Origin of the sequence: Imhoffiella purpurea (genome assembly GCF_000585215.1) — a bacterium.
Lineage (GTDB): Bacteria > Pseudomonadota > Gammaproteobacteria > Chromatiales > Chromatiaceae > Imhoffiella > Imhoffiella purpurea.
Genome location: NZ_AONC01000046.1, coordinates 1 through 14,737 on the forward strand (window position 1 = coordinate 1; position 14,737 = coordinate 14,737).

At 66.8% G+C, this 14,737-nt stretch carries 16 protein-coding genes; 7 read left to right on the forward strand and 9 right to left on the reverse strand.

Annotation, left to right across the window (positions count from 1 at the left end):
- Nucleotides 1-136: 136 nt before the first annotated feature.
- The 9 genes from D779_RS22315 to D779_RS15080 all read right to left on the reverse strand — a co-directional run bounded on the left by D779_RS22315 (nucleotide 137) and on the right by D779_RS15080 (nucleotide 8,335).
- Nucleotides 137-736: a hypothetical protein gene (locus D779_RS22315; RefSeq protein ID WP_157726419.1), complete on the reverse strand. Its 600-nt coding sequence runs from the start codon at nucleotides 734-736 to the stop codon at nucleotides 137-139.
- 14 nt (nucleotides 737-750) lie between these two features.
- Entirely contained in the window at nucleotides 751-1,512 is a 762-nt protein-coding gene (locus D779_RS22320) for a hypothetical protein (protein ID WP_157726420.1), read from the reverse strand.
- A gap of 125 nt (nucleotides 1,513-1,637) precedes the next feature.
- The gene (locus D779_RS15050; protein WP_043755623.1) at nucleotides 1,638-3,443 is read right to left on the reverse strand and encodes a V-type ATP synthase subunit A; all 1,806 of its coding nucleotides are present in this window, start codon (nucleotides 3,441-3,443) and stop codon (nucleotides 1,638-1,640) included.
- A 4-nt stretch (nucleotides 3,444-3,447) separates the two neighbouring features.
- A complete protein-coding gene (locus D779_RS15055) occupies nucleotides 3,448-4,095 on the reverse strand; it encodes a V-type ATP synthase subunit E (protein WP_043755624.1) in 648 nt (215 codons plus the stop codon).
- Nucleotides 4,092-4,463 carry a V-type ATP synthase subunit F gene (locus D779_RS15060; RefSeq protein ID WP_043755627.1) on the reverse strand — a complete coding sequence of 124 codons (372 nt, stop codon included), beginning with the start codon at nucleotides 4,461-4,463 and terminating at the stop codon, nucleotides 4,092-4,094. The genes D779_RS15055 and D779_RS15060 overlap by 4 nt, the downstream gene beginning before the upstream one ends.
- A gap of 22 nt (nucleotides 4,464-4,485) precedes the next feature.
- A complete protein-coding gene (locus tag D779_RS15065; RefSeq protein WP_043755629.1) occupies nucleotides 4,486-4,941 on the reverse strand; it encodes an ATP synthase subunit C in 456 nt (151 codons plus the stop codon).
- Between the two features lie 67 nt (nucleotides 4,942-5,008).
- A complete protein-coding gene (locus D779_RS15070) occupies nucleotides 5,009-6,883 on the reverse strand; it encodes a V-type ATP synthase subunit I (RefSeq protein WP_081763548.1) in 1,875 nt (624 codons plus the stop codon).
- A 68-nt stretch (nucleotides 6,884-6,951) separates the two neighbouring features.
- On the reverse strand, nucleotides 6,952-8,013 hold the full coding sequence (locus D779_RS15075) for a V0D/AC39 family V-type ATPase subunit (protein ID WP_043755632.1): 1,062 nt from the start codon (nucleotides 8,011-8,013) through the stop codon (nucleotides 6,952-6,954).
- A gap of 4 nt (nucleotides 8,014-8,017) precedes the next feature.
- Complete coding sequence (locus D779_RS15080; RefSeq protein ID WP_043755634.1) at nucleotides 8,018-8,335, reverse strand: hypothetical protein; 318 nt, start codon at nucleotides 8,333-8,335, stop codon at nucleotides 8,018-8,020.
- 220 nt (nucleotides 8,336-8,555) lie between these two features.
- Here D779_RS15080 and D779_RS15085 point away from each other — a divergent pair, with 220 nt between their 5' ends.
- The 7 genes from D779_RS15085 to D779_RS15115 are packed head-to-tail and all read left to right on the forward strand — an operon-like array spanning nucleotide 8,556 to nucleotide 14,665.
- Nucleotides 8,556-8,969 carry a hypothetical protein gene (locus D779_RS15085; RefSeq protein WP_157726421.1) on the forward strand — a complete coding sequence of 138 codons (414 nt, stop codon included), beginning with the start codon at nucleotides 8,556-8,558 and terminating at the stop codon, nucleotides 8,967-8,969.
- Nucleotides 8,966-9,721: a hypothetical protein gene (locus D779_RS15090; RefSeq protein WP_043755637.1), complete on the forward strand. Its 756-nt coding sequence runs from the start codon at nucleotides 8,966-8,968 to the stop codon at nucleotides 9,719-9,721. The genes D779_RS15085 and D779_RS15090 overlap by 4 nt, the downstream gene beginning before the upstream one ends.
- Nucleotides 9,721-11,562 (forward strand): V-type ATP synthase subunit I, encoded by a 1,842-nt coding sequence (locus D779_RS15095; RefSeq protein WP_043755639.1) that lies wholly within the window; start codon nucleotides 9,721-9,723, stop codon nucleotides 11,560-11,562. The genes D779_RS15090 and D779_RS15095 overlap by 1 nt, the downstream gene beginning before the upstream one ends.
- 22 nt (nucleotides 11,563-11,584) lie before the next feature.
- Entirely contained in the window at nucleotides 11,585-11,941 is a 357-nt protein-coding gene (locus D779_RS15100) for an ATP synthase subunit C (RefSeq protein WP_043755673.1), read from the forward strand.
- Between the two features lie 11 nt (nucleotides 11,942-11,952).
- A complete protein-coding gene (locus D779_RS15105; RefSeq protein WP_043755641.1) occupies nucleotides 11,953-12,249 on the forward strand; it encodes a V-type ATP synthase subunit F in 297 nt (98 codons plus the stop codon).
- Nucleotides 12,246-12,872 carry a hypothetical protein gene (locus tag D779_RS15110; protein ID WP_043755643.1) on the forward strand — a complete coding sequence of 209 codons (627 nt, stop codon included), beginning with the start codon at nucleotides 12,246-12,248 and terminating at the stop codon, nucleotides 12,870-12,872. Before D779_RS15105 ends, D779_RS15110 begins: the two co-directional genes overlap by 4 nt.
- Nucleotides 12,869-14,665 (forward strand): V-type ATP synthase subunit A, encoded by a 1,797-nt coding sequence (locus D779_RS15115; protein ID WP_052348169.1) that lies wholly within the window; start codon nucleotides 12,869-12,871, stop codon nucleotides 14,663-14,665. Before D779_RS15110 ends, D779_RS15115 begins: the two co-directional genes overlap by 4 nt.
- Nucleotides 14,666-14,737: the final 72 nt, after the last annotated feature.

Consider the following 14,737-nt stretch of genomic DNA (forward strand, 5'->3'; position numbering starts at 1 on the left):
CTGGCTATTTAGGCACCGCGAAACGAAAGGCGCGGAAACAGATAAGCCATGGCTACCGCGATGGGCGACCTGCTCTCTACTCTACCCTTTTTCCTTTTTTAGATCCGTCCCCTTTTTCCTAGTCCCCTTTTTCCTATTAGGTGTCATCGGCGTCGAGGCCAAGTAAGTGAGCAATCCAGGCAGCCGCAAGCGAAGCCAGAATTCCTGTAGTTATGGCGACCACGATGATTATTCCTGATAGGTCGTGCGCTTTGATCCATGCAATCGCACCTGCTACTAGGGAGCCGACGGAGAATAGCCATCGGTACTTCTTTAACGCATCGACGGCGAAAAGTGTGGCGCCAAGGGTTTTCACCGTCGTCCACTGAAAAAAATACGGCATTTTTCTGAAGAGACGGCCAAACCAAGTGACTTTCGTGTAGTACACTTCTATCGGGCGCATGACCCCTGCATCTATCAATCTTACCTCTGAGTTGCACAGTTTGCTGGCTAGACAGAACGAGACCACAGATTTTGTGAAGTCGCTGAAACTACGCAACCTAACTGCCTCGTCAAATTCCAATGAGTCGAAGTTAATAGGGTGCCCGTCAAGAATATCGCTGACGTTTCTAAGGTGAAGTTCAATTACTGGAACAGGTATCTTACCTGACGTGCACACTCGAAGAATCTCACAGATCATCCTGATGTCCTGACGTCCAGTGGTCTTGATCTTCGGTACGGGAATACTGTGATTCATGGTGGCACCTAACGTTAGCGCTCACCTGACGCAGGGGGAGCTGTAGCGACCATGGCGGTCGGGTGTGGCGCATTGTTAGCATGTTCAGCCTCAAGTTCATGCTCTATAATCTTGCCGATTCGGCCGATGTAGGGTGATCCATAACCGCGACACATTTCAATCCACCAGCCACGCCCGTTGACCGGAAGTTCGAGAAACACTCTTCCGGGTTTCCCGCCCTCACCTTTTGGGTTGTAGACAGTTATATGCGTAATTGTCATCAAGAAAAATTCTTTCTCAGGCATCTTGATAATTTGCGGTTTGCTTCGAATTCCTTTGAATACCGCTATCAATTCTTTGATGCGAGCATCAATAAGTTCATTGTCAGGCACTACATATGTGTAGCGAACTCCATTTTTTGCATTAGATTTCACAATGGGAATAACGTCAGCATCGGCAGTGTCATTCTCCAAGTCTGGGGAAACTACCCAAATATCTTTGGCTTTTATGCTTTCCTCTATTTCGTTTATTTGGTGAGTTGGGTACAGCCAGTCTGGTTTTTCTTTGTATTCCAAGGCTTGAATGCTTTTCGATAAGACTTCCAGTTGCTGCTCGTATTTTGACCTGACTCCAACCGAAACAGATAAGGAGTAGAGAACTAAAATTGAGAAAGACCCCAAAGCTCCAGCAATGAGCCAAGGCCATCCAAATGCCTCATCGACTTTGCTGAGCGCAACTGCAAGAATAACAGTGCCAGCACCTAGCGCCCCGATTTCAATCCATCGCTCTTTATTCATTAGTTCTTCCTATTAACAGTGTGTTAGGCGGAATTTATACATATTATATAAGGCTGATATCCAAAATATCAGAACTAGGCGGAAACTCAATGCCGATATTCCGCGAATATTCGACACAAATACCCCTATTCCACTCCCACTCCACCCCCCTGCTTCGCATACTCAACCCGAATCCCCTCCATCGTCTTCTCAACCTCATCCCGAAACCCCTGTATCCGATCCAATTCCTCACTCGAATACATCGACTTGATCCTCCGCATCTTGGCCAGTAGCGGCAAATTCTGCAGCTCCGACACCGGCACCCCCAGCTGAATCAGCGATTCCCCGCTCCGATAGATCCCAATAGCCAGATCCAGCAAAGCAAACTGTTTGGCCGGCGAGCAAAAGGTATCGATGTCATCGAGCGCGCTCTGCTGCAACACGCCTTCCTTGATAAGCGCAGCCCCTTCCAACTCCCAGCGCTGTGCATCGGACAGCGCCTCCGGCCCGACCAGATTGACGATGCGCGAGAGTTCGGCGTCGCGGGCGAGGAGGGCGAGGGCGGCGGCGCGGCGCTGTTCCCAGTTCGGGTCGATCTCCTTGTGCCACCACTGGGCGGCGGTCTGGACGTGGCCCGAGAAGCTGGTGACCCAGTCGATCGAGGGATAGTGTCGGGCGTCGGCGAGCTCCTTGGAGAGTGCCCAGAAGGTCTCGATGATGTCCTTGGTGTGGCTGGTCACGGGCTCGGAGAAGTCGCCGCCGGGCGGGGAGACGGCGCCGATGAGGGTGACCGAGCCGGAGCCGGCGTCGTAGGTCTCGACCCGGCCGGCGCGCTCGTAGACGGCGGCGAGGCGGGAGGCGAGATAGGCCGGATAGCCTTCCTCGACCGGCATCTGGCCGAGCCGGCCCGAGACCTCGCGCAGGGCCTCGGCCCAGCGGCTGGTGGAGTCGGCGAGCATGACCACGTCGTAGCCCATGTCGCGGTAGTACTCGGCCATGGTGATGCCGACGTAGACCGATGCCTCGCGCGCCACCACCGGCATGTTGGAGGTGTTGGCGACCAGCAGGGTGCGCTCCATCAGCTTGCGCCCGGAGTAGGGGTCGTCGAGCTGAGGGAAGGTCTCCAGCACGTCGACCAGCTCGTTGCCGCGCTCGCCGCAGCCGACGTAGATGACGATGTCGGCGTTGGACCAGCGGGCGACCTGCTGCTGGACCACGGTCTTGCCGGCGCCGAAGGGGCCGGGCACGGCGCCCTTGCCGCCCTTGAGCTGGGGGAAGAAGGTGTCGATGACCCGCTGTCCGGTGATCAAGGGGGCGACCCCGTCGTCGCGGCGACGATAGGGGCGGGGTTTTCGCACCGGCCAGCGCTGGTACATGCTCAGCCGATGGCTGTTGCCCTTGGCGTCGCGCACCCGGGCGATGGTGGACTCGATGTCGTAGGCGCCGGACGGGGCGATCTCCTCTAGCTCGCCCGCGACGCCCGGCGGCACCAGGATGCGATGGAGGATGGTCTGGGTCTCCTGGACCGTGCCCAGCACGCTGCCGGGTCCGATCTCGGCGCCGGCCTCCAGCCCCTCGGCGCGCTCGAACTCCCACTGCCGGCTCCGGTCCAGCGCCGGGATGGAGATGCCGCGGCGGATGTAGTCGCCCGATTCGAGCGCGATCTTGGACAGCGGACGCTGCACCCCGTCGAAGATGCCGCCCATGAGCCCGGGACCCAGCTCGACCGAGAGCGGCCAGCCGACGCCCACCGCCGGCTCGCCCGGTCGCACCCCGTCGGTCGACTCGTAGGTCTGGACCACGGCCTCGCGGCCGTGCAGCGAGATGACCTCGCCGAAGAGCCCCAGCTCGCCGATCTTCACCTGCTCGCCGCTACGCACGCCGGGCAGGTCGATGGTGACGATGGGGCCGTTGATGTCGCGGATGACGCCGACTCTGTTCGCTTCGCTCATGGTCTCATCCGGTGAAGAGGTTGCCCGTGTCGAAACCGCCCGGCAGCAGGCGTTCGAGGATGGTCTGCTGGATCCGGGGGCGCAGCCGCTCGAGCCGGCCCTCGAAGGTGTGGTCGACGCGGATGCGGCCGTCGGCGCTGGTGACCAGCACGCCGCCCAATGTGTCGAGCGCCTGCTCCTTGGGGACGAGCCCGATCTCCTTGCCCTCCGGGAGGTGGTTGGAGATGAGGTCCCAGCTGGTGTAGAGGGCGTGCTGATCCTGGATGTTGGCGTTGACCAGGAGGGCGTCCGACTCCATGACCCGGGCCGCGCCCAGGATGAGCTGCAGGAGCCAGGCGCCATAGGCCTCCTCGTCCCGCATGAAGGTTCGCATCCGCTCGGCGAGATTGCGCTCGACGCCCTGCACCAGGTTCCAGCGCATGCGGTCGAGATGGGTCTGCAGCTTGATCTCGCTGGCCTGGACCCGCTGATGGAAGGTGCGCTCGCCGAGCGCCCGGGCGATGGACTCCTCGCGCTCCTCGCGCAGCCGCAGGCGCTCGGCGGCCTCGCGCAGGATGCTGTCGCGGCTGCGTCCGGCGCGGTCGCGGTACTCGCTGGCCAGCCGCTCGGCGCGCGCCAGGATGGCCCGTTCCAGTTCGTCTACCTGATTCACTGTGGCTGTCGCTCCCCGGTGTGGCTGGGTTCGAGTGCGGAGGCGCCGAACAGGGCCGCCAGACGCTGGGCCACCTCGCTGGTGAGCTCGGGGGGCGCGTTGAGCGCCGGCACCGCGATCACCAGGATGCGGCCGCCCTCGCGGCGGGCCCGTTCCAGGTGCGGGATCTTCCGGCCCATGATGGCGTCGTCGACGATGACGAAGGCCTTGTCGCGCGCGCGCTGCAGCTCGCGGAAGAGCCCGTCGACCGTCTCCGGGGTCGGGTCCGGATGGGTCTCGAAGCCGATCAGCCGGAAGCCGTCGGCCAGCCGGGCATCGCCGAGGAACAGCATGCGGGTGGTTTGGCTCGGGTTCGGTTGGGCGTCCATCGCGGCGGCGGTCCCTCGGATCTCAGAGCTTGTTCAGCAGCAGGATCGAGATGACCAGGCCGTAGATGGCGATACCCTCGGCCAGACCCAGATAGATGAGGGTGCGCCCCAGGTTCTCGGGCTTCTCGGTGATGGCCGCGAGCGACGCCGCGCCGATGGGTCCCACGGCGATGCCGGCGCCGATGGTCGAGAGCGCGGTCGGAATGCCGGCGCCGATGATGGCCAGGCCCATCCCGGTGGACATCTCCCGGACGCCCTCGGCCGCCGCGCCCGCCGTCTCCGGGCTGGCGAGGACCTGGTCGATGCCGAGCACCAGCAGGGCGAGCTGGGCGCCGACGAAGACCACCAGCTGGGTGCCGAGCGCGGGTCTGTACCAGGCGCGGATCGCGGCCGCGCGTTGCGGTCGCAGCTCCAGATGGAATCCGGCGACGATCAGGCCGAGGATGGCGAGAGACATGAGGGCGACGAGCCAGTACATGATGTGCTCCGGGGTCGGGTTGTCGGGTGTCGTGTCGGTCGATGTCGATCCGGGTGTCGGCGGTCCCTCAGGAGAGGCCGCGGCGGAAACGCAGCGGGCTGAAGGCGTGACCGTCCCCCGAGAAATAGCGCGAGAATCCCTCGTAATACTGCAGACGCATCACCTGGATCATGACGATGCCCCCCTCCAGCACCAGGACGAAGAGGTTGCCCAGGATCACGGTGACCAGATGTCCGAAGGCACCCATCATGTCCGCCAGGCTGAAGACGGCGATGGAGAGCGCCACATGGTTGAGGCTGAAGGCCGCGACCCGCAGGAAGGAGAGTGTGTTGGAGACGTATCCGATGACGGTCTCCAGGGTCTCGATGAAGACGACCAGGATCCGCTCGCTCAGTCCGCCCTCCTGATGGCGCCAGCTGTGCCAGGCCAGCACGGCGAGCGAGCCGGCGATCAGCACCCAGGTATGGAGGCCGAATCCATCCCCGCGCTCCATTCCCAGTCCGCCGGCGACCAGCGCCAGATAGAAGATCAGGTTGACGACGCCATGGTGTCCGAAGAGCGCGCCGGACCAGTTGCGCACGGCGAGCCGGTTGTAGATGGCCAGCAGACAGGCGGTGGCGATGAAGACCACGCCCCAGGCCAGGGCGATGGAGAGCATCAGCAGCGGATCGCTGAGCGGGCTCATCCAGAGCGCGGGCAGGACGTGCTCGTAGCCGAAGACGCTGCCGTAGAGCAGTCCGAAGCCCATGGAGGCGAGTCCGGCCAGCAGACCGAAGAGCCAGAAGCGTCCGAGCTTGCGGCGGAAGAGGAGGGCGGCGCCGGCGATGACCGCGCCCTGTCCCAGGTCGCCGAACATGCTGCCGAACATCAGCAGGAAGGTGACGGCGAACAGGGGCGTCGGGTCCACCTCGCCGTAGGCGGGGATGCCGTACTGGCCGACCAGCATGCCGAAGGGGGCGAGCAGCCGGCTTCGGACCGGGACGGTCGGGACCAGCGAACGCTCCTCGGGCAGCGGGTCGCGCACGCTCAGGTCGAACGGCTGGCCCAGCGTCTCCCGCAGCCGCCGTTCCAGTCGGCCGACCGAGCGGGCCGGGACCCAGCCCGCGAGATGCGCCAGGTGTCCCGCGCTGCGCAGGGAGGGATCCAGCTCCACCAGGGGCTCGGCCATGAGAAGCGTATGCCGGGCCTCGGTCAGCCGCTCGCGATGGGGCGCGGCCCAGGCGTCCAGGGTCTTGCGGAGCGCGCGGCGCTGTTCCTCGATCTCGTCGAGCCGGATGGACAGTTCCTTCTGGAGCTCGGCCGGGGGCCGGTCGAGCCCCTGCGGGATGGGCAGGTTCTGGAATCCGGCCGCCGAGAGCACGGGCGCGAGGGCGGATTCCTTCTCGCCGGCCGGGCCGACGATGACCACATGGGCGTCCGCGTCCGTCTGCATGTAGAGGTGCAGGATGTGCTTCGCCAGACCGACCGCGCCCTCCAGCTGGCGCAGGTTCTCGCGCGGAACCCGGCCGACATGGATGTCGAGGAAGCGGGTCCGGCTCTGCAGCATCCCCAGGTCGATGTTGAGCTGGGCGAAGTTCTCCAGTGCCGCCTGTTGCTCCCTGACCAGACGCTCGGCGTCGTCGAGGCCCCTGAACGCCTCCTCGTAGCCCGAGGTCTCGTCCCAGAGCCCGCCCAGCCAGGCGTTGAGCCGGTCGAGCTCGGCGAGGTCGACGACCCGGATGGGGGAGATCGCGGGCGGGGCGTCCGGCGGGACGAGCCGGGCGATCTTGTCCAGACGCGAACGGGCCTGGATGAAGACCTCGTGGTACTGGTGTCCGGGCAGCGCGTCCAGCTGGGTCTCGGCCGGCGGGCGGCTGTCCGGATGGAAACTCTGGGTGTCGGCCAGTGCCAGAGACGCCCGCGGCAGGTCCTCGGTCAGGACCAGCAGACGGACGTGCTTCATGGGCATGGGCCTCATCATGGCTGGATCTCGCTGTCGTGGTGTCGGGCTCGGTGGATCGGCTCCTGCGCTCAGGCGGCGCGCCGCGCGCCCGAGGCGCATTCGGCGTCGATGAGGTCGAGGGCCATCCGGATCCGCGCGTCCGGGAACTGCAGCAGCCGGCCCTGGACGACGGCGAAGAGGCGCAGCAGGTCGCCCTCGCGGAGCATCAGATAGGCCAGCGCCCGGGCGACGCCGGACGGGCTGCGGGCCAGCATCCAGCGCAGCTCGCAGCGCACATGGGACTCCATGCGCTGCTGCACCTCGGCGATGCTGGCGCAGTCGGCCATGGTCTGGTCCAGCGGGGACGGCAGCGCGTGCAGCACCTGCTCCAGTCCCTCGAGCTCGACCAGGCGCAGCAGACGGTCGCGGGTCATGAGGCGCATCGAGGGGACCAGCTGGTAGAAGGTCTCGGACGGCGAGAGCCCATAGGCGAAGCGGAAGCGCAGCATCCACAGCAGGGCCACACGGTCCAGCTCGGCGCCCATGAGGCGGCGCAGCGAGGCCTGCTGGTGGGTGTCGAACTCGAGGATGCGTCGCACCAGACCGGCGTAATAGCGCTGATCGACCGCCGCCTCGAGGGCGAATGGCTCGCGCTGCTGCTCGAAGATCTCGCGCGCCTGGCGGGCGACCTGGTGGTACGGTCCGGCCTCCAGCTGGCGCAGCAGGTCGAGCACGTTCTCGGCGCGGAACAGCTCCTGCTCGGGCAGTCCGAGACGCTCGGGCAGGTCGTAGAGGTGGTCGCGGATCTCCTTCTGGTCCAGGGCATAGAGCTTGCCCCGGATCAGGGTCTTGAGATTGAAGAGGGCGTACTTGCGGCCCCAGGCGAGCAGCAGGTCGCGCTCGGCGGGCTTCATCGGACGCACCAGGATCTGCAGCTCGGTCATCAGCAGCCGGATCAGGCTCTGTTCGATGGCGCGGCTGCGCGTGGCGGTGGAGGGCTGCTCGTCGAGCAGGGAGGCGAGCCCGAAACGCTCGGCGAGGGCCGTGAGCGGCATCTGGGCGAGCTGCTCGGTGAGATCGGGCGCGAAGAGCCGGATCGCCATCACCGACACCCGGGTGTTGAGATAGGCCTGGTCCGCGACCCTGCCCATGGCCTCAGCGCTCGGCCCCGATCAGGATCTGGAAGGCCGCCTCCAGCGCCTGGTCCTCGCGCTGTTCGGCCTGGTCGCGGAGCCGGACGTGACGCTCGTCGTAGCGGCGCTTCAGCTCGGCCACGGTCTGCTCGGCCCGTTCCTCGGACTTGGCGATGAAGGCGCGATGCAGCTCGGGGATCCGCGCGGTGAAGCGGTCGTTCTCCATCTTGGCATCGGCGATGGCCTTCTGGATGATGCGCTCCTGCTCCTCCTCGGCCTGCTTGGCGAGCCGTTCCGCGCGCATCTCGGCGTCGAGCAATCGTTTGAGGGTGTCGTCCATCCGGATACCTTCAATTGCAGCGCTGTTGAGAGGCCGTCCGAGAACTTGTCGCTCGAATGCGGTGATTCCAGACGTCTTTCGACTCGATACCTTAAGCGAAGCGGGGGAAAAATGCGCGTTGCAGATCCATGCCGTGTTTGCTCCAGGTCAGTTGCCGTCCTGTTACCGACGCCTACTATGGGAGCTTCCAGACCCCAGCCTTCGGCGCTGGACAATGCAGGTGTCGGTGAAGGATCGGCACCGGGCGCTGGTGAGACCCATGAAGAAGACGCCCTTGGACGAGGATGCCGGGCGGGTGGATGCCGCCTTCAATCGTGTGCTCGAGGTCGAGGCCGAGGCGCGCGCGCATCTGGAGGTCTGCCGCCGTGAGGCGGCGGAGCTGGTCGCGGCAGCCGAGGAGCGGGCACGGCGGATCGAGCGGCGCACCGAGGCACGTATGCTGACCGTGCACAGACGGGCCGATGCGGCCGTCGATCGGGCTCGGGACTCCCTGTCCTCGTCTCGGACGGAATGGCCGGATGCCGATCCGGGGCTCGTCGATCCGCCCCGGCTCGATCGGGCGGTCCGGGCCCTGGTCGAGGAGATCGTCGGCGCGGCCCCATCCCCGGAGCCTGACGAGGAGCGCGACCCATGAGTGTCCAGGCCGGTTTCGGCTATGCCCAGGCCCGGATCCAGGCCCATGTCTCGCGTCTGCCGAGCGATGCCGACTGGGATCGTCTGGCGGGCGTGAGGCGGTTCGCCGCCTTTCTCGAAGAGTCGCGGTCAGGTCCGCTGCGCGATTGGGTGAAGGGCCTGTCGGCCCAGAGCCATGTCCATGTCCTGGAATCGAATCTGCGTCTACTCGCCCGCGAATCCGTGCGGGAGACGGCCGGCTGGGTGCCGCGCGGCTGGCGTCCGGCGGTCGAATGGCTGGAGTGGCTGCCCTGGCTGGCCATGATCGAGCACCTGCTGCGTGACGGCGAGGTGCCCGAGTGGATGTCCCGGGACGCATTCGCCCGTCACCTGCTCGACGATGCCGGCGGATTCGATTCCCATGCCCTGGTCGCGGCCGGTTTTCTGACAGAGGACGGGAATCCGGGCGATGCTGGAATCGGGGTCCATTGGTTCGACCGCTGGCGGGCGCTCTCTCCGGAATCGGGTGCGAGCCAGGGGCTGGATCCGCTGATCGAGCTGATCCGGGATCATCGCCGATACTTCGCTTCGGCGCCGCCCGGAACCGCCTGGGAGCTCCGCCGCTCGCTGCGCTCGGCGCTGCGGATGCATCTTCACCTCAATCCGCTGCGGCCGGCCGCCGTCTTCAGCTATCTGGGCATGGTTCTGCTCGATCTGGAGCGTCTGCGCGCCGAGTTGCTCGAACGGGCGCTCTTCGCGACGGAGCCGGCCTGATGTTCCGTCCGATCTCCACCCGCTGGTTCGAGGTCCTCTGTCCGCGCGACGAGAGCGTGCGCACCCTGGCCGAGCTGGCCCGCACGGGGGCCGTCGAGCTCGAACTGCGCGACCGCGTCCGGACCGATTCGCCGCTCGCGCACCTGGTCCAGGGGTTGTCCGAATACGAGGCGCTGCTCGCTCGCTACGGACGCTACTGGGAGCGCGGCGGCTGGCGTCGGGCCCTGCTGGTCGAGGCGCCCGAGGTGGTGCTGGAGCGCGGTCTGGCGCGTCTGCGCGCCTGGTCCCGGGAGGCCGATCCGCTGATCGACCGTCTGCAGTCCGCCGAGGAGGAGTTGGTCCGGCTCAAATGGCTGGGCCAGGTCGTCGACCGCATCGCCGACAGCGATCTGGACTTCGACGCCTTGGTGCACGCCGGACCCTGTCTCGGATCCTTCTGCGCCATCCTGCCGGCTGGGGCGGATCCGCAGTGGCCCGATCGCATCCTGCCGCGCCGGGTGCCCTGGGAGGGCGAGCGCTGCTTCCTGGTCCTGGGGCCGAGGGATCGGCTGGACGCGGCCAAGCGGCTGGTCCAGTCGCTCAAGGGCCAGCTCGTCGAGCGTCCCGCCTGGCTGAACGGCGATGCGGACGAGGCCCTGGCACGGATCGCCGAGCGTCGTGATTGGCTGTCGAGTCGGGCGGTCCATCTCTATGCCGAGCTGGATACCCTCTTCGACGAGTTCGATCTGGGCGACCGGCTCGGGGAGATCTCGGGGCTGAGCTGGTTTGCCCGGGAGGTCGGGGCGCTGGAGCCGGCCAGCGCCCATCTGGTCTGGATCACGGGCTGGACGCGCGATCTGAGCGGTGCCGGTCTGGTGCGTGCCCTGAACGCGGCGCGCACGCGCGCCCTGATCCGGCTGGTGCCGCCGCCCGTCGGCAAGCGGCCGCCTCAGATCCTCGCCAATCCGGCCTGGATCCGGCCGTTCGAGGTCTTCGCCAGGGCGCTGGGCGTGCCCGGATCGGACGAGGTGGATCCATCGCCCCTGCTGGCCGTGCTGGTGCCGCTGCTGTTCGGCTATATGTTCGGCGACCTTGGGCAGGGCGCGGTCCTGCTCGGGATCGGGCTCTGGCTCCAGTCCCGCTGGCCGCTGGCCAGGCTGCTGGTCCTCGGGGGCGTCTCGGCCATGTGCTTCGGTCTGCTCTATGGCAGCCTCTTCGCTCGCGAGGATCTGCTGCCCGCGCTCTGGACGAGTCCGCTGGATAACCCCGTCCAGGTGCTGGCCGTGCCCCTTGTCCTCGCCGTTCCGCTGCTCGGTCTCGGGCAGCTCCTCTCCGGGTTCGGCGCGCGCTGGCGCGGGGATCTGGGGGCCTGGATCGCCCAGGATCTGGGCCTTCTGATCTTCTATCTGGGGCTGGTGCTGGGTCTGGCCGAGCCGGATCTGCTGTGGCTGGCCCTGGTCGGCGCGCTCTGGTCGTGGAGCGGCGCCTTCTGGATAGGGCGGCGCCTGATCGGGAGTCTCGCGGCCCTGGGTCATCTGGTCGAGTCCGCCATGCAGTGGCTGACGAACACCATCTCCTTCGCCCGGGTGGGCGCCTTCGCCCTGGCCCATGCCAGCCTCTCGGCGGCGGTCTGCTCCATGGCTGACTCGGCGCCGGTCTGGGCCTGGCTGCTGATCATGGTCCTGGGCAATCTGGTGGTGATCGTGCTGGAGGGGCTGGTGGTCTCGATCCAGACCACGCGTCTGGTGCTGTTCGAGTTCTTCAACCGCTTCCTGCGCGGCGAGGGACGGGTCTTCCGTCCGCTGTCCGCGCCGCCGGGCCTGATTCGGATCGAGGAGGCGACTGGTCTATCATTGCGATGAGCTGGGTATGGAGTCGACGCGAATGAAACGGCAGGTCCTGTTGGTGGGTTTCATGATCCTGGGTGCCGCCCTATTGGCCGGCGCGGCCAGTCTGGTCTTCTGGCACCCGGACGTCCTGGCTGCCGAGGCCGGGCATGCGGCCGGTGTCGCGCTGGATCCCAGCGTCATGCGCTGGGGTTTCATCTCGGCCGCGCTGGCGACCGGGCTGGGATCGCTCGGGGCCGCCTACGCGGTCGGCAGCGTGGGGACCGCCGCTATGGGTGCCCTGGCCGAGAAGCCCGAGCTCTTCGGGCGCGTGATCATCCTGGTCGGACTCGCCGAGGGCATCGCCATCTACGGCCTGATCGTCTCGGTGCTCATCCTCAATCGGCTCGGCTGAGCCCGGACCTCGTGGCCTTTTGCGCCTTCATCGGCGATGCGGTCACGGCGGCCGGGTTCCGGCTCGCCGGTGTTGCTGTGCATCACCCGTGTCCAGGCGAGGCGACGGACCTCTTCGAGCGACTGTGCCTGGATTCCAGGCTCATCCTGATCACGACCGAGATGGCCGAGGCGCTCCCGCCCGATCGGCTGCGTCAGGTCCAGCGCGCCGGGCGTCCATTGGTGCTGGTGGTCTCGGACGCGCGCGGTCTCCATCCGGCGCCCGACCTGGCCGGACGGATGCGGCATCAGCTGGGGCTCGGCGAATGAATCTGGAGGAGCGCACCCAGGGTCTGCTCGATCTGGTGCTGGAGTATCGCGAGCGCGAATGCCGCGCCATTCTGGATGCGGCCCGTGCCGATGCGGCCCATCTGCTGCGCGACACTTACGGGCGCGAGCGCGCCCGGCTGCACGATGTCGTGCTCTCGGAGCGCAGGGATGCCAGGGCGCGCATCCAGGCCATCCGGGCCGAGCGCGATACCCGGCTGAGGGCGCGGAGCGAAGGGGTCCAGACGCATCTGCTCGAACTGGCCTGGCCGAGGCTGCGTTCGGCCCTGGAGTCGTGCTGGGAGGATCCGGGGCGGCGCCAGCGCTGGACCCGGTCGGCCGCGGCCCAGGCACGCGCGGTCATGCCGCTCGGGACCTGGCGGGTGCGTCATCCGCCCGATTGGGCGGCCGGCGAGCGCCGGGCCATGTCCGAATGGATCCTGGGTCAGGGTCTGGCGCTGCCCCAGTTCCTGGCCGACGGTGTCTTGCGTGCCGGACTGCTGATCCAGTGCGGCGACGCCCTGCTCGACGCCAGCCTGGATGGTCTGCTGCGCGATCGGCGCCGGATCGAGGCCCGCTTGCTGGCGCTCCTTGCCGCGCCGCTGGGCGGAGGGGACGGGGAATGAGCCGGGCCAGCGCCATCTGGGTCTCGGGACCCGTGATGCGGGCACGGCCCGAGGGATCCTTCCAGCTGCGCGAGTCGGTGACGGTCGGCGAGCGGCGTCTGCTCGGCGAGGTCATCCGCATCGCCCGCGACGAGATCACGGTCCAGCTCTACGAGGACACCAGCGGACTGCGTCCAGGCGTTCTTGTGGAGGGCACGGGACGTCCGCTCTCGGTGCGCCTGGGGCCCGGCATCCTGTCGCGCATCTTCGACGGACTGCTGCGTCCCATCGGCGATCCGAGCGATCCCTACGTCCAGCCGGGTCTCTGCCGGATCGAGCCGCAGCGCTTCCATTTCGAGCCCGGCGTGCGCGTCGGCGACCGGGTGAGTCCGGGCGGGTCGATCGGCACCCTCTCGAACGGGACCGCGCTCGATCTGCGCTGCCTGATTCCGCCCGGGCACCCGCCCGGCGAGGTGGTCGAGATCCTGGATGCCGGCCGCTATCTGGACGACGAGCCCCTGTGCCGGCTGCGCGCGGACGACGGCTCGCCGCATGCCGTGACCATGTCGCACGAGTGGCCGGTGCGGGTTCCGCGCCCGGTCGCGGCACGTCTGCCCTCGGACCAGCCGATGCTGACCGGTCAGCGCCTGATCGACTGTCTCTTCCCGGTCGCGCGCGGCGGGACCGGGGCGATTCCGGGCGGGTTCGGCACCGGCAAGACGGTGCTGCTGGAGACGGTCGCCAAGTGGTGCGACGCCGATCTGATCGTCTATGTCGGCTGCGGCGAGCGCGGCAACGAGATGGCCGGTCTGCTGGCCGAGTTCTCCGAGCTGGAGGACCCGCGCACCGGCCGTCCGCTGATGGAGCGCACCCTGGTCATCGCCAACACCTCCAACATGCCGGTCTCGGCGCGCGAGGCGAGCATCTATACCGGCATCACGGTCGCCGAGTATTTCCGCGACCAGGGGCTCGCGGTCACACTCATGGCCGACTCGACCAGCCGCTGGGCCGAGGCGCTGCGCGAGGTCTCGGGCCGGCTCGGCGAGCTGCCGGGGGAGGGCGGCTATCCGGCCTATCTGAGCAGCCGGCTGGCCGACTTCTACGAGCGCGCCGCCCGGGTGCGCACCTTGGGTGGCGATCTCGGCTCGGTGACCCTGCTGGGCGCGGTCAGTCCGCCCTCGGGCGATTTCTCCGAGCCGGTCACCACCCATACCAAGCGCTATGTCGGCTGTCTCTGGGGACTCGACGCCAAGCGCGCCCAGGCGCGTTTCTATCCGGCCATCAATCCGCTCAACTCCTACAGCCTGGTGGCCGAGCGTCTGGCGCGCTGGTGGCACACCCAGGGCTGCACCCGCTGGCAGGAGCTGCGCAGCCGTTTCCTCACGCTCCTGGAGGAGGAATCGCGACTGGAGCGCATGGCCCGTATCATCGGGCGCGACGCCATGCCGGCGCGCCAGCGCGCCCTGCTGATCTGCGCCCAGCTGGTGAATGAGGGATTCCTGCGCCAGTCGGCCTTCTCGGAGAACGACCGCTATGCCTCGCCCGAGCGTCAGGCGGTGATGATGCGTCTGATCGGGAGCTTCCTCGAAGGGACCGAGCGTCTGCTCGACGCCGGCATTGCGCCCGAGCGTATCGCCGAGGATCCGGTCTACCGGCGGCTGACCCGCATGGGCGAGGAGATCCCGGACGGCGACTGGGACGCCTTCGCCGCGATCGATCGCGAGCTCACGGCCGTCGTGCGGCGCCTGATCGATGCCGGGCGGGAGAGCGGGGAGGGGGTGGGCGATTCCCGCGACGGCACCGACGCCATGTAGGATGCGATGAGCGTCGCGAATCGCATCGTGCGCGATGGGTGCGGAAGGCTGTGATCGATATAACGGCTAGAA

Bases quoted from the DNA above. Each gene is read 5' to 3' on its own strand.
- D779_RS22315 (WP_157726419.1), bottom strand. From the start codon at position 736: ATGAATCACAGTATTCCCGTACCGAAGATCAAGACCACTGGACGTCAG.
- D779_RS22320 (WP_157726420.1), bottom strand. From the start codon at position 1,512: ATGAATAAAGAGCGATGGATTGAAATCGGGGCGCTAGGTGCTGGCACT.
- D779_RS15050 (WP_043755623.1), bottom strand. From the start codon at position 3,443: ATGAGCGAAGCGAACAGAGTCGGCGTCATCCGCGACATCAACGGCCCC.
- D779_RS15060 (WP_043755627.1), bottom strand. From the start codon at position 4,463: ATGGACGCCCAACCGAACCCGAGCCAAACCACCCGCATGCTGTTCCTC.
- D779_RS15065 (WP_043755629.1), bottom strand. From the start codon at position 4,941: ATGTACTGGCTCGTCGCCCTCATGTCTCTCGCCATCCTCGGCCTGATC.
- D779_RS15070 (WP_081763548.1), bottom strand. From the start codon at position 6,883: ATGAAGCACGTCCGTCTGCTGGTCCTGACCGAGGACCTGCCGCGGGCG.
- D779_RS15075 (WP_043755632.1), bottom strand. From the start codon at position 8,013: ATGGGCAGGGTCGCGGACCAGGCCTATCTCAACACCCGGGTGTCGGTG.
- D779_RS15080 (WP_043755634.1), bottom strand. From the start codon at position 8,335: ATGGACGACACCCTCAAACGATTGCTCGACGCCGAGATGCGCGCGGAA.
- D779_RS15090 (WP_043755637.1), top strand. From the start codon at position 8,966: ATGAGTGTCCAGGCCGGTTTCGGCTATGCCCAGGCCCGGATCCAGGCC.
- D779_RS15095 (WP_043755639.1), top strand. From the start codon at position 9,721: ATGTTCCGTCCGATCTCCACCCGCTGGTTCGAGGTCCTCTGTCCGCGC.
- D779_RS15100 (WP_043755673.1), top strand. From the start codon at position 11,585: ATGAAACGGCAGGTCCTGTTGGTGGGTTTCATGATCCTGGGTGCCGCC.
- D779_RS15110 (WP_043755643.1), top strand. From the start codon at position 12,246: ATGAATCTGGAGGAGCGCACCCAGGGTCTGCTCGATCTGGTGCTGGAG.
- D779_RS15115 (WP_052348169.1), top strand. From the start codon at position 12,869: ATGAGCCGGGCCAGCGCCATCTGGGTCTCGGGACCCGTGATGCGGGCA.